This window comes from Alkaliphilus flagellatus (genome assembly GCF_018919215.1).
GTDB lineage: Bacteria > Bacillota > Clostridia > Peptostreptococcales > Natronincolaceae > Alkaliphilus_B > Alkaliphilus_B flagellatus.
The window spans coordinates 34,726-48,420 of the sequence record NZ_JAHLQK010000008.1; the positions used below are offsets into that span (position 1 = coordinate 34,726).

The following is a 13,695-nucleotide window of genomic DNA, read 5'->3' on the forward strand; positions in this document are numbered from 1 at the left end:
GAAAATTATAGTATAATTTAGAAAAGATTAATATTTATTGTCGAAATTTATTTATTACAACCTCTGGCGAAAGCAGGAGGTTATTTTTTTGAAAAAATACAAAAAGGTACTCCAGTTTCCTGGAGTCCCTTTTTAATTATAAAAGATTAATTACTTAACTGTTACAGTTGCGCCTGCTTCTTCTAATTTAGCTTTAATTTGATCAGCTTCTTCTTTAGCTACGCCTTCTTTTAATGTCTTAGGAGCGCCATCTACAACTTCTTTAGCTTCTTTTAATCCAAGACCTGTTAATTCTCTTACTACTTTGATTACGTTGATTTTAGATGCACCAGCACTTTCAAGAACTACTTCAAATTCTGTTTGTTCTTCAGCTACTGCTCCTCCAGCTACTGCTCCTCCAACTACTACTGGAGCTGATGCTGATACTCCGAATTTTTCTTCAGCTGCTTTAACTAACTCGTTTAATTCTAATACTTTCATATTCTCAATTGCTTCTAAAATTTGTTCAATTGTCATTACAAGCACCTCCGCTTTTCCATTTCATTTTTATAATTTTTATTGTTTTAAATTAATCCTATTACGCTTGTCCTTCTGCCTCTTTTTTATCAATGATTGCTTTAACTAAGTAAGCAAAGTTTGATAATGGAGCCTTGAAGCTTCCAAGAAGTTTTGCAATAAGCTCTTCTCTTGATGGAATAGAAGCAAACTCTGTAAGCTTATCTTCTTTATAAAGTACGCCTTCTACAATCCCGGCTTTTAACTCTAAGTTTTTATGAGTTTTTGCAAATTCACTTGCAATTTTAGCAGCAGCTACAGGATCATCATAGCTAAATACAATTGCGTTAGGTCCTACTAACTCTTGTACAAGTTCGTTCATACCTGCATTTTCAGCAGCCATTCTAGTTAAAGTGTTTTTATACACCTTATACTCAAGACCTTTTTCCCTACATTGCTTTCTAAGCTCTGTTACTTCCTCTACCTTTAAGCCTCTATAATCTACTACTACAGCTGCAGCAGATCTTTGAAGTTTATCAGTAATTTCCGCTACTACTTCTTTTTTAATGTCAATTGCTTTTGCCATTAGGGGATCCACCTCCTTTTTAATTATTTACACCGTACTTTGCCGTTTTATTAAAATAAGGCCTCATTTTGCCTTTTCATAGACATAACGAGACCTTTGATTTTATTTATTCAAAGCCTCGGTAGGATGTTTAAGCATTAGCACCTACTATCTACGGCAAAATATTCAAATTTAACAACGTAAATAATTTTATCAATAAATTTGATATATGTCAACGGTTAATTCTTGCTTTATAACAAGTAAATTATTCCATTACCTTAACTGGGTTAACTTTAATTCCAGGGCTCATTGTCGCTGTTACTGTAATACTCTTTAAGTATTGTCCTTTAGCAGCCGCTGGCTTTGCTTTTACAATAGCATCTAATAATGTTCTAAAGTTATCTACTAATTTTTCTTTTTCGAATGAAGCTTTTCCAATTGGCACATGGATAATATTTGTTTTATCCAATCTGTACTCAACTTTACCAGCTTTAATCTCATTAACAGCTTTTACTAAATCAAATGTTACTGTTCCTGACTTAGGGTTTGGCATTAAACCTTTTGGTCCTAATACTCTACCTAATTTACCTACAACACCCATCATATCAGGAGTTGCAACTACTACGTCAAAATCGAACCAGTTTTCACCTTGAATCTTTGCTACTAATTCATCTCCACCTACATAGTCTGCTCCTGCCTTTTCAGCTTCAATTGCCTTTTCACCCTTTGCAAATACAAGGATTTTAACAGTTTTACCAGTACCATGTGGTAATACAACAGCACCTCTTACTTGTTGATCAGCGTGTCTTGAGTCAACACCTAATTTTATGTGTGCTTCTACAGTTTCATCAAATTTAGCAGTAGCAACTTTTTTTGCAAGTTCTATTGCTTCTGCTGGGTCATATAATCGCATTTTATCAATTTGTTTTGCTGCTTCTTGATATTTTTTACCTTGTTTAGCCATTTCTTTACCTCCTTGTGGTATTAACGGTTTTTAGTGAGAACCTCCCACTTCTATAAACTACTTATAAATTAGTCTTCTACTACAACACCCATACTTCTTGCTGTTCCAGAAATCATGCTAATAGCAGCTTCTATAGATGCAGCATTTAGGTCAGGCATTTTTAATTCAGCAATTTCTCTAATTTTATCTTTAGAGATTTTTGCAACTTTTTTCTTATTTGCTTCACCAGATCCACTTTGAATACCAGCAGCTTTTTTAATTAATACTGCAGCAGGTGGAGTTTTTGTAATGAAGCTAAATGATCTGTCTTGGTAAACTGAAATAACAACTGGAATAATTAAACCAGCTTGATCAGCAGTTTTAGCATTAAATTCTTTACAGAATCCCATTATGTTTACACCATGTTGTCCAAGTGCTGGTCCAACCGGTGGTGCTGGAGTAGCTTTTCCTGCAGAAATTTGTAATTTGATTTGTCCTATTATTTTCTTTGCCATATTGTTTTACACCTCCTTAATCATTGCAATACACTTAAAAATTTACATAAAAAAACTATTCTCTCGAACTATTATTGGGTCTAAATTTTCTCAATTTGATCAAATCCTAGTTCAACTGGTGTTTCTCTTCCGAACATTGAAATGCGAACTTTAAGGGTTTGTTTTTCCATATTGATATGTTCAATAGTTCCAATGAAGGTTTCAAAAGGACCTGAAGTAACTTTTATACTTTCTCCAACTTTAACATCTACTTCAATTCTAGGCTCTTCTACTCCCATAGACTTTATCTCTTGGTCTGTTAGTGGTATTGGTTTTGAACTTGGACCAACAAAACCTGTAACACCTCTTGTATTTCGTACTAAATACCAAGATTCATCAGTCATAAGCATTTTAACAAGTACATATCCCGGAAACAGTTTGGACTCTTTTATCTTTTTCTTGCCATTTTTAATCTCGACTTTTTCTTCTGTAGGTACTTTTACCTCCAAAATAATGTCTTCCATCCCTCTGTTTTCAACCATTTTTTCAATATTCATTTTTACTTTGTTTTCATGACCTGAATAGGTATGCATAACATACCATCTTGCTTTTTCGGACATATATCAGGAGCATCCACCTTTATAACCGGATACTCTCCCCTCCTTTTAAGCATAATATATTATCGTATGATAAGATTTAACCCAAAACCAAAGGCTGAGTCTAGCGCCCATAATGCAAGTGTGGCTAATGCAACAGAAACAACTACAACAATAGTGTTGTTTGTTAATTCTTTCCGATTAGGCCAATTTACTTTCTTAAGTTCTGATCGAACACCTTTTAAAAACTTACCAAGATTTCTTGCCTTTTCTCCATTGTTGGCATTTGCTTGGGTAGTCATTGTTTACTTCACATCCTTTTAAAGAAGTTCTAGCGCTATCCTACTTTGTTTCTCTGTGGGCAGTATGAGTTTTGCAGAACTTACAATATTTTTTAAGCTCCATACGATCTGGATTGCTTTTTTTATTTTTGCTTGTGTTGTAGTTTCTTTGCTTGCACTCTGTACATGCTAATGTAATATTCACTCGCACCAGTTACACCTCCTATTACAGTTGCCTAACGAACATATCTATTGCTTAAGCACATAGGTAGCTCTTATTATATAATTGATTACTTTTTAAAATCTATCATATTTTTAATTTTATGTCAATAAAAAAATTAGACTGATGCTATCGCAAAAGTATTTTTGCATTCTTAAGCCATAAGAACATTCGCTACTAGGTAGGTTATTGTTTTTTAAAGGACTAGGTTAACCTAGTCCCTTTATTATCGTTCTAATAGCATTTAATTATTCTATAATAGAAGCAACTACTCCAGATCCAACTGTTCTTCCACCTTCACGAATAGCAAATCTTAGTCCTTCTTCAATAGCGATTGGGTGAATTAATTCGATTTCCATTGTAACGTTATCTCCTGGCATTACCATTTCCATTCCTTCTGGTAATTTTGTTGATCCTGTTACGTCTGTTGTTCTAAAGTAGAATTGTGGTCTGTATCCATCAAAGAATGGTGTATGTCTTCCACCTTCTTCTTTCTTTAATACGTATACTTCTGCTTTGAACTTTGTATGTGGCTTAATTGTTCCTGGTTTACATAATACTTGTCCTCTTTGAATCTCTGTTCTTTGGATTCCTCTTAATAGTAATCCTACGTTATCTCCAGCTTGTGCTTGGTCTAATAACTTTCTGAACATCTCTACTCCTGTTACTACTACTTTTCTTGATTCTTCTGCAATTCCTACAAGTTCTACTTCGTCTTGTACTTTTATTACTCCTCTTTCTACTCTTCCTGTTGCTACTGTTCCTCTACCTGTAATTGAGAATACGTCCTCTACTGGCATTAGGAATGTTTTGTCTGTTGCTCTTACTGGTTCTGGAACGTATGTGTCGATTTGCTCGAATAATTCTACGATCTTATCTCCCCATGGTCCTTCTGGATTGTTTAATGCTTGTAATGCTGATCCTCTGATGATTGGTGTATCATCTCCTGGAAATTCGTATTCGTTAAGTAAGTCTCTTACTTCCATTTCTACTAGTTCTAATAACTCTTCGTCATCTACCATATCACATTTGTTTAAGAATACTACGATGTATGGTACCCCTACCTGTCTTGATAATAGAATGTGCTCTCTTGTTTGTGGCATTGGACCATCTGCTGCTGAACATACTAAGATTGCTCCATCCATTTGCGCTGCTCCTGTAATCATGTTCTTTACATAGTCAGCGTGACCTGGACAGTCTACGTGTGCGTAGTGTCTGTTTGGTGTTTCGTACTCTACGTGTGATGTAGAAATTGTGATTCCTCTTTCTCTTTCTTCTGGTGCCTTGTCAATTTTATCAAACGCTACAGCTGCACCTGTTCCGTATCTTACATTTAATGTATTTGTGATCGCTGCTGTTAATGTTGTTTTACCATGGTCAACGTGTCCAATTGTTCCAATATTAACATGTGGTTTACTTCTATCAAATTTTGCCTTTGCCATTCTTATTTTCCTCCTTAATAAAAAGCCTTATTTTATTTTTTACATCTTTTTATTTAAACGACGCCGGGTGTTTTTAAAACCTAATTATATCCTATAATCACTTATACCCAACATCATTTTACTATTTGTAATGCGATGTTGTCAATATTGTTATGTATTGTTAATACAGTATAGGCTTATCCATTTCTTGACTCCAAATATTTCTCTAATTTTCTTTTCACCCTTTGAAGGGCATTGTCTATGGACTTTACATGTCTATCTAAATCACAGGCAATTTCTTGATAGGACCTTCCTTCTAAATAAAGAGCCAATACCTTCCATTCCAAGTCACTCAAAATTTCGCCTATTTTTCCTTCTATGTGACCTAACTCTTCTCTACAGATTACCAACTCCTCAGGATCAGTAACCTTTTGTCCAGAAATCACGTCTAATAGTGTCCTATCAGACTCCTCATCATATATTGGTTTGTTTAGCGATACATATGAGTTTAAAGGAATATGTTTTTGCCTAGTAGCTGTTTTTATAGCAGTTATTATTTGGCGTGTAATACAAAGTTCAGCAAAAGCTCTAAATGAAGACAGTTTATCGGGTTTAAAATCACGAATTGCCTTATATAATCCAATCATGCCTTCCTGTACAATATCTTCACGATCGGCACCAATTAAAAAATAAGATCTAGCTTTAGCACGAACAAAATTTTTATATTTTTTAATCAGATATTCTAAAGCTTCCAAATCACCATCTTTAGCAATTTCAACCATAACCTCATCTACTATTTCATAATTTTCAACAGTTTCTTTTGCTATGCCAGCACCCATACCCATCGCCTCCAACACTTTTGTATAATCCGCAATTTTCATGATTTCATTATAACTGAACAGATTATGTTAAGTCAAGGAGTTTCCTTATCCTCGTCGGAATTTTTCAAGTTTTTCCAAAATTGATGGATCAATCCTGTCGGATAATGTATCTTTTTGTTTTCTAGGAGTTTCAATCTTCTTATTTATTTTATTTTTTATTTGATCAAAATCCAATACCATTTCTCTAACCGAGACTCTTGTAGCTCCTCCACCTAACACCATCTGCTGTTCTGTCCAGTCATTAGTTACAACTGATACTCTATTTCTCCTATTTTTAGATAGTTCAACAATAAGTCTTTCTATATAAGAGTCAGCTGTTTCTCTCTCCTTAGTAAACACAATCTCTACTCCTCTTAATTTCTCACTCTTCTTTATGCTTCCTTTTACTAAATAAGCATCGAATACAATAATGACATTAACACCCTTGAATGCCCTGTATTCTGCCATTATTTCAATCAGTTCACCTCTCGCAATTTCTAAGCTTTCATTCATTAGTAGCTTTAATTTAGGCCAAGAATTAATCACATTATAACCATCTAAAATTAAATATTCATTCAAAGCTATTTCCTCTAGCTAATTATCAGCAGTTGATCTTTGTCTGAAGACTTCATACATCAAAACAGCTGCTGCTACTGAAGCATTTAATGAAGATACTTGACCAGCCATAGGAAGCTTTACTAAGAAATCACATTTTTCTTTAATTAATCTTGAAATCCCCTGACCTTCATTCCCTATAACTAAGGCAAGGGGGCCATTTAAATCAGTATTATAATGTTCTTTAGCTCCACTCATATCTGCTCCAGCAACCCATATACCCTTCTCTTTAATACGATCAATTGTCTGCGCAATATTAGAAACCTTTGCTACAGGAACATATTCAATAGCCCCAGCAGAACTCTTAGCAACAGTTGCTGTTAAACCTACAGATCGCCTTTTAGGAATAATAATACCATCTACTCCTACTGCATCAGCTGTTCTCATAATAGATCCTAAATTGTGAGGATCCATAATTTCATCTAAAATTAGAATAAAAGGATCTTTACCTCTTTGTTTAGCTCTATCAAGAATATCCTCTAAGTCGCTATATTCGTAAGCAGCTACAGTTGCTATAATTCCTTGATGTGCATTAGATTCCGATATTTCATTTAATTTTTGTCTTTCAACATATTGAATGGGTATGCCCCTATCCTTTGCTTTCCCAATTATTTTAATTAAAGAACCACCTTCAGTTCCTTTGGCGATTAAAATTTTATCAATCTCTCTACCAGATTTTAGTGCCTCCATTACTGGATTTCGTCCTACTATTTTATCTGTTGACATATTATCCTTCCTTCCTCTATACACTACCCTATATTTCCCTAATAGATAGGTTTCTAAACCTGTCCTTAACCGCTACACTCTCCCCACAGCTCATATTTCCTTCTGGACATTTTCCAGTTAAACAGCCCGGTCCTGCAATTTTAAATATATTAGGAGCAACTTGTAGTACAAGTTTTAACATTTCTATAGCAAGTTCTCTAATTTCCCACTGAGCACGATTGCAGCATCTCTTTTTAAAGAAATTAAATAGAGCCCTGGCATTCATCGTTACTACTATTTTAGTTTCACAGCTATTAGGTAAAACATATCTCGCATCTTCAATGGCTTGCTTCTCAGCCGCACTTTTTGCAGCCTTCTCTGATTTTCCTCTATTTAAATAATACTTATAATGTCTTTCAAACAAAATACTTGTTAAACTATCATAGGCTATTTGAATATCATCCATAGTCTTAATATACATTTCCTTTGCCTCAGGTATATCCGCAATATGAGGAGGAACTACATATTCAAAACTGCCTTCTTTAACATATCTCTGACTTTTTTGAGAATAGCTAGATCCAATACGGTGCCGAACTAACTGGTGTGTTAGACTTCTAGATACTCCTTCTATACCAAATGTAAAGTTAATATGCTCAAAAGGGGATTCATGTCCCATAATCGCGAGCATAGCAATAAATTTTTCAATATTACCTTGCTCCAAATTACTCATTAACTCATCTATTCCACTATGGGAATAACAGAGTTTAGCAGCTCCAGCAACTAACTTTTCTGGCTCAGGTGTATAGGTAATTAAACTAACCTTCATCTTACTTTTCATCTTTTACAAATCCCCCTCTAAAATTTATATCTTTAACCGGAATAAAGTAAAATAAATATGCACGTACTTTTCCGCTGTATTGCCCTTCTAAAATATCACTAGTCCATTCATCGCTATTTTCAATCTTTAGTAACACTTCCGTATTACCCTCTATACTATCTTGCTTAACCTTAACAACCCTATAGGTAAGTAGTCCTGTTCTTTCTAAAAGCCCTCCACTTAATGGAGAAGTTTGAAGTGCATATAGTCTATATTTTTCTGAATCTCCTACTAACTCTCCTACAGGATCAATTACAGTAGACTTAATTATAAGAAGAAATAAAAGAAAGATCGTAACTATAATCATAGTTTTAGAACGCTTGTCCATATTTACACATCCATTCCATTATTAATAATCTCTACAGCCCTATTCATTAATAGAGATAATCTACTGTACTCTCCTATATAGAATAAATATCCTAGTAATGCTTCAAATCCTGTGGCATATCTATAGTCAGCTAAATTTGCATTTTTAGGTACAGTTGCTGATTTTTGATTTCTCCCTCTTTTCACTATTGTCCACTCTGCCTCCGTTAGTTCCGTCTCAAGAGCATGTACAACTTCAGCCTGAGACTTAGCCCGTACATAACGGGTAGCCCTTTTATGATATTGATGCACGGATGCATTCATTTCCTTCACTAAATAATTACGAATAAACACTTCAAATATGGCATCCCCCACATATGCAAGTACTAATGGAGCCATCATCCTAACTTCTGACTCAGTTTTTATTTTCCTATTTTCCTGTATATTATTCAAAAATTCATCCATATTATAATTTTTTCACTCCTATATCCGTCTCCATTTAACTCCTTGTGGAGTATCTTCTAATACAATTCCTTTTTTCTTTAAATCATCTCTAATTTTATCAGAAAGAGCAAAGTTTTTTTCTTTTCTAGCATTCTGTCTTTGTTCTATAAGTCTTTCTATTTCTTCTTCTAAAACTTCCCCTTCTTTGTTTAATAATCCTAGTACTCCTGTTAATTCCATAAATAGATCATAAGCTTCTTGTAATACTGTTTTTGCAGTCTTTTCAGATATATTAGTATTTATATCTCTTATTAAATCAAATATAACCGCAATACCATCAGCGGTATTAAAATCGTCATCCATTACTTCATTGAAACGTTCTTTATACGAAACTAAACTTTGAGTCCATTTTATCTCCTCGGCAACTGGAGATAAGTCCTCCGAATTATTTAATAGATATTCTAAATTATTTTTTCCAGTATATAATCTATCTAAGCCATTTTTAGCTGACTCTAATAACTCCCTACTAAAGTTAATAGGGTTTCTGTAATGAGCAGAAAGCATGAAAAATCTAAGGTTTTCTAAGTCAAATTCTTCAGCAATCTCACGGGGAGTAAAGAAATTATTTAATGACTTAGACATCTTTTTGTTATCCACATTTAAATAACCTACATGTAGCCAATATTTTGCAAATGGTCTCCCTGAGCAAGCTTCACTTTGAGCAATTTCATTTTCATGGTGTGGAAACACTAAATCTCCACCACCTCCATGGATGTCAATAGTTTCTCCTAGATATTTTTTAGACATAGCAGAGCACTCTATATGCCAACCAGGTCTACCTAATCCCCAAGGACTTTCCCAACTAGGCTCACCTGGCTTTACTTCCTTCCAAAGTGCAAAATCTAAAGGATTTCTTTTTTGTTCGTTTATTTCTATCCTAGCTCCAGCCTGTAAATCCTCTAAGCTCTGTTTTGAAAGCTTTCCATATTCCTTATATTTCGATACATCAAAATATACATCACCACCAGACTGATAAGCATAGCCTTTATCTACTAGTTCCTTAACGAATTCAATAATTTCCACCATATTTTCAGTTACCTTCGGATGAATATCGGCCTTCTCTATCCCTAGAGTATCAGCATCGTAAAAGTAAGCATCAATAAATCGCTGGCTAATTTCCTCTGGAGATACACCTTCCTCCTTAGCCTTATTTATTATTTTATCATCAACATCAGTAAAGTTTTGAACAAAGGTTACATCAAATCCCCTATATTTTAAATATCTTCTTAGAGCATCAAACACCATAAATGTTCTAGCATTCCCTATATGGAAGTAGTTATATACAGTAGGCCCGCAAGCATACATTTTAACCTTTCCAGCAATTAACGGAATAAATTCTTCTTTTTTTCTAGTCAATGTATTGTAAAACTTCATTATTTTTTCTCCTCCAATTCAATAATTTTATTCTGAAGTTCTAAAACTTTATCCCTCAAATAAATCAATTCCTCCATAATCGGATCTGGCAGTTTAACTTGATCTAAGTCTATACTTATATCTTCCTTATTAACTTTTTTATCGTCTTTAACTACAATTCTTCCAGGCACCCCAACCACCGTACAATTTGGAGGTACCTCCTTTAGTACAACAGATCCTGCACCAATTTTCGAGTTATCTCCTACTGTAAAAGGTCCTAAAACCTTTGCCCCTGAAGAAATAACCACATTATTTCCTATAGTAGGATGTCTCTTACCCTTTTCCTTTCCAGTACCGCCTAAGGTTGATCCTTGGTAAATTGTTACATTATCCCCAACCTCAGATGTTTCTCCTATTACTACCCCCATTCCATGATCAATAAAAACCTTTCTTCCAATTTTAGCTCCAGGATGTATTTCAATTCCAGTAAAAAACCGTGCTATATTGGAAATAATCCTTGGAAGAACTATAAGTCCTCTTTTATATAGACCATGAGAAATACGATGAAGCATAACAGCATGAAGACCTGGATAACACAACAATACTTCTATAAGACTTTTAGCCGCAGGGTCTCTTTCAAATATCGCATCAACATCATCTTTAATTGTTCTAACAAACCTAAGCATACATATCTCCCTTTCAATAAAATATATCTGCAAAAAACAAAAAACGCCCTGAAAAATTCAGAGGCGTTTTTATTCCGCGGTTCCACTCTGGTTGGATCATAAAAAGCATCCCACTCTAAGTTTTTAACGGAACCACCCGACTAGCCCTACTAAAAATTTCAAGCTATAGCTCCCAGATGCATTTGGGTCTATCTTTTCTCGAAAGCTGCTTTCAGCCAATGACAGCTTATCTCTTGCAAGGAGTATAGACTTACTTCTTCTGTTCTTTGCCTTTAACTTTATTAAATTAAATGTTCCTTTACATATTGTATGCGCTTAAGTATGTTTTCGCTACCTAAAACTTTCATAACTAGAGGTAAATCTGGCCCATGTACCTCTCCAGTTAGCACTACACGAATTGGCTTAAATAGATTCGGTCCTTTAATACCAGTTTCTTTTTGTATTTCTTTAAATACCTTTTTACCAAAGTCCTCATCTATAGCCTCTGCTTCTTCTACTTTACTTTGAAACACATCTAATAACTGCGGCAAATGTTCTACCTTAATAAGCTCCTTAGACTCATCATCCTTTAGCTCAATTTCCGTCTTAAAGAAAACATCTGACTTATCCTTAATTTCTGCAACATAGGATATTCTATCCTGAAGTACGCTTACTAAGTCCTTTAGCCATTCATATCTTTCTTTAGCCTCGTCTTCAGTAATATAACCTACTTCAATTAAATGAGGTATAGCAAGATCCGTAATACGCTCTACACTACTTTCTCTAATATAGTGTCCATTTACCCAATTTAGTTTATTAACATCAAAAACTCCACCACTTTTAGAAACTCTTTCTAAGGAAAAGCTTTCCTCAAGCTCCTTCATAGAGAAAATTTCTTGGTTATCTTCTGGACTCCAACCTACTAAAGCAATATAATTTACTAGACCTTCTGGTAAATATCCCTTATTTAAAAAGTCCTCTACAGCTACATCTCCTTGACGTTTACTAAGCTTTTTACGATCTGCATTTAAGATATTAGGTAAATGTACATACTGTGGTGCTTCCCATCCAAATGCTTCATATAAATAAACATGCTTTGGTGTAGATGGTAACCACTCTTCTCCCCGAATTACATGTGTAATTCCCATTAAATGATCATCAACTACTACAGCAAAATGATAGGTTGGAAAACCGTCAGATTTCATTAATACTTGATCATCTAAATCTACAGTGTTCATAACTACTTCACCACGTACTATATCAGTAAACTTAATATCTTTGTTTTCAGGTAGTCTTAATCTAATAACATGAGGATGCCCAGCCCTTATTTTTTCTTCTACCTCTTCTTTAGAAAGATTACGACAATGACCATCATAACCAGCGGTAAGGCCTTCAGCTTTTTGTTTTTCTCTTACCTCATCTAATCTTTCCTTAGAACAGAAACAATAATAAGCATACCCATTTTCCAATAGTATCTTAATATATTGTTTATAGATATCTAATCGCTGTGACTGGATATAAGGCCCAAATTCTCCTCTTTGCCCTAAATGTTCTCCATTTAGAATAACACCTTCATCATGGTTAACTCCTGCCCATTCCATAGAACGAAGCATTCCTTCAATTGCTCCTTCAACATAACGACTTTGATCTGTATCTTCTACTCTTAAAATATATTTACCATTGTTTTTTCTGGCAAATAAATAATTATACAATGCGGTTCTCAAACTTCCTATATGTACGAATCCCGTAGGACTCGGTGCAAATCTTACTCTTACAGACATGATATCCCTCCAGTTTACCCTCTAATATCATATTATTATAACCTATTCCTTAATTTCAAGCAAGAAAAGGTTAAGTTTATTTAAACATACTAAACAAAGAACTAAATAAACTTTTTATCATGTCTATAATCCTTTGAAGCAAAGACTTTACCTGTTCGTTATCCTTTAAAGTTTGATCAATCTTTTTACCAATCCCTTTAAGCTGTTCTTTAATTTCTTCTGTGTTTAAATTTAATTTATTTATTCGCTCCATAAGCTTAGAAATTTCTTCAATTTGATTTGCATTCAAATTTATATCTAAACGTGCAGCTATATCTAAAACAATTCTCTTTATTTCTTCTGGATTTTTTACTCTTTTTTCGATAACTTCTTCTTTTACTACCCTTATTAATTCAGTAGCCTTTTCTTTCCCGATTTCTTCACCTAATTTTCCAGTTTGAATAACTTCTTGGTTAGCTACTTTTTTCTGTTCATCACTGATTTTCTTTCCCGTAGCTTGCTCAAATGCTTTTAATATTCCAGTAAGAGCACCCGTACCAGAAACCGGAAACGGTGCTGCTGCAATAACCTTAGCATCTTTTACACCAGCAGTAACTAATGCACTTTGATACATTTCTTTTGTTACCCATGATATATTATAAGTTTCTACTTCAATTCCAGATCCTGCTTCTAGTAGTTCAACATAAGCTGATGACATAGTTATTTTACCCAACTGTGCTTCCGTAGCAACGCCTTCTAAATATGCTCTTTCTTCTTGATTGTTTACTTCAATTATTGTTGCTTCATTTTCAGAAACCTTAAAAAGATCTAATATCTGTTTTCTTTGAGCCTCATTTAAATCTTTTCCTAATGTTACAACCCTACTGCTATCTGCATAGGCAAAAATATTAAATATAAAAATAAAAACTGTCATTATAGTTGTATACTTTATTAATCTGCTGTTTTTCATTTTTTCCACCTCACTAAGTTTTATTTGTTATTCTACCACATACTATACACTTTATACAAACTATA

18 protein-coding genes and 2 other annotated features are annotated in these 13,695 nt (G+C 34.2%); all 18 genes read right to left on the bottom strand.

The window, feature by feature from the left end; genetic code table 11:
* Window positions 1-150: 150 nt before the first annotated feature.
* The 18 genes from rplL to KQI88_RS17205 all read right to left on the bottom strand — a co-directional run bounded on the left by rplL (window position 151) and on the right by KQI88_RS17205 (window position 13,630).
* A complete protein-coding gene (gene rplL, locus KQI88_RS17120) occupies window positions 151-516 on the bottom strand; it encodes a 50S ribosomal protein L7/L12 (RefSeq protein ID WP_212381924.1) in 366 nt (121 codons plus the stop codon).
* Window positions 517-577: 61 nt separating this feature from the next.
* On the bottom strand, window positions 578-1,081 hold the full coding sequence (gene rplJ / locus KQI88_RS17125; RefSeq protein WP_216419467.1) for a 50S ribosomal protein L10: 504 nt from the start codon (window positions 1,079-1,081) through the stop codon (window positions 578-580).
* A gap of 44 nt (window positions 1,082-1,125) precedes the next feature.
* Window positions 1,126-1,256, bottom strand: a sequence feature (ribosomal protein L10 leader region).
* 69 nt (window positions 1,257-1,325) lie between these two features.
* Entirely contained in the window at window positions 1,326-2,024 is a 699-nt protein-coding gene (gene rplA, locus KQI88_RS17130) for a 50S ribosomal protein L1 (RefSeq protein ID WP_216419469.1), read from the bottom strand.
* Window positions 2,025-2,092: 68 nt separating this feature from the next.
* Window positions 2,093-2,518, bottom strand: a complete 426-nt coding sequence (gene rplK, locus KQI88_RS17135) for a 50S ribosomal protein L11 (protein ID WP_212381918.1) — start codon at window positions 2,516-2,518, stop codon at window positions 2,093-2,095.
* An 80-nt stretch (window positions 2,519-2,598) separates the two neighbouring features.
* A complete protein-coding gene (nusG, locus tag KQI88_RS17140; RefSeq protein WP_212381916.1) occupies window positions 2,599-3,117 on the bottom strand; it encodes a transcription termination/antitermination protein NusG in 519 nt (172 codons plus the stop codon).
* 59 nt (window positions 3,118-3,176) lie between these two features.
* Window positions 3,177-3,395: a preprotein translocase subunit SecE gene (gene secE, locus KQI88_RS17145; RefSeq protein WP_212381914.1), complete on the bottom strand. Its 219-nt coding sequence runs from the start codon at window positions 3,393-3,395 to the stop codon at window positions 3,177-3,179.
* Between the two features lie 40 nt (window positions 3,396-3,435).
* Entirely contained in the window at window positions 3,436-3,585 is a 150-nt protein-coding gene (gene rpmG, locus KQI88_RS17150; RefSeq protein ID WP_012158354.1) for a 50S ribosomal protein L33, read from the bottom strand.
* A gap of 257 nt (window positions 3,586-3,842) precedes the next feature.
* Window positions 3,843-5,036 (bottom strand): elongation factor Tu, encoded by a 1,194-nt coding sequence (tuf, locus tag KQI88_RS17155; RefSeq protein ID WP_216419456.1) that lies wholly within the window; start codon window positions 5,034-5,036, stop codon window positions 3,843-3,845.
* Between the two features lie 176 nt (window positions 5,037-5,212).
* Window positions 5,213-5,854: an RNA polymerase sporulation sigma factor SigH gene (sigH, locus tag KQI88_RS17160; protein ID WP_212381912.1), complete on the bottom strand. Its 642-nt coding sequence runs from the start codon at window positions 5,852-5,854 to the stop codon at window positions 5,213-5,215.
* An 87-nt stretch (window positions 5,855-5,941) separates the two neighbouring features.
* Window positions 5,942-6,454 (bottom strand): NYN domain-containing protein, encoded by a 513-nt coding sequence (locus KQI88_RS17165; RefSeq protein WP_216419471.1) that lies wholly within the window; start codon window positions 6,452-6,454, stop codon window positions 5,942-5,944.
* A 15-nt stretch (window positions 6,455-6,469) separates the two neighbouring features.
* Window positions 6,470-7,216 (bottom strand): 23S rRNA (guanosine(2251)-2'-O)-methyltransferase RlmB, encoded by a 747-nt coding sequence (gene rlmB / locus KQI88_RS17170; RefSeq protein WP_216419473.1) that lies wholly within the window; start codon window positions 7,214-7,216, stop codon window positions 6,470-6,472.
* A 28-nt stretch (window positions 7,217-7,244) separates the two neighbouring features.
* Window positions 7,245-8,021: an FAD-dependent thymidylate synthase gene (gene thyX / locus KQI88_RS17175; RefSeq protein ID WP_408629731.1), complete on the bottom strand. Its 777-nt coding sequence runs from the start codon at window positions 8,019-8,021 to the stop codon at window positions 7,245-7,247.
* A 1-nt stretch (window position 8,022) separates the two neighbouring features.
* Window positions 8,023-8,400: a hypothetical protein gene (locus KQI88_RS17180; protein WP_216419476.1), complete on the bottom strand. Its 378-nt coding sequence runs from the start codon at window positions 8,398-8,400 to the stop codon at window positions 8,023-8,025.
* Between the two features lie 2 nt (window positions 8,401-8,402).
* Entirely contained in the window at window positions 8,403-8,843 is a 441-nt protein-coding gene (locus KQI88_RS17185; protein WP_216419477.1) for a Mini-ribonuclease 3, read from the bottom strand.
* An 18-nt stretch (window positions 8,844-8,861) separates the two neighbouring features.
* A complete protein-coding gene (cysS, locus tag KQI88_RS17190; RefSeq protein WP_216419479.1) occupies window positions 8,862-10,256 on the bottom strand; it encodes a cysteine--tRNA ligase in 1,395 nt (464 codons plus the stop codon).
* Window positions 10,256-10,921, bottom strand: a complete 666-nt coding sequence (gene cysE, locus KQI88_RS17195) for a serine O-acetyltransferase (RefSeq protein ID WP_216419481.1) — start codon at window positions 10,919-10,921, stop codon at window positions 10,256-10,258. The genes cysS and cysE overlap by 1 nt, the downstream gene beginning before the upstream one ends.
* Before the next feature lie 56 nt (window positions 10,922-10,977).
* Window positions 10,978-11,197: a binding site (T-box leader), on the bottom strand.
* A gap of 5 nt (window positions 11,198-11,202) precedes the next feature.
* Window positions 11,203-12,681 (bottom strand): glutamate--tRNA ligase, encoded by a 1,479-nt coding sequence (gene gltX, locus KQI88_RS17200; RefSeq protein WP_216419483.1) that lies wholly within the window; start codon window positions 12,679-12,681, stop codon window positions 11,203-11,205.
* Window positions 12,682-12,757: 76 nt separating this feature from the next.
* The gene (locus KQI88_RS17205; protein ID WP_216419485.1) at window positions 12,758-13,630 is read right to left on the bottom strand and encodes a DUF1002 domain-containing protein; all 873 of its coding nucleotides are present in this window, start codon (window positions 13,628-13,630) and stop codon (window positions 12,758-12,760) included.
* Between the last annotated feature and the right edge of the window lie 65 nt (window positions 13,631-13,695).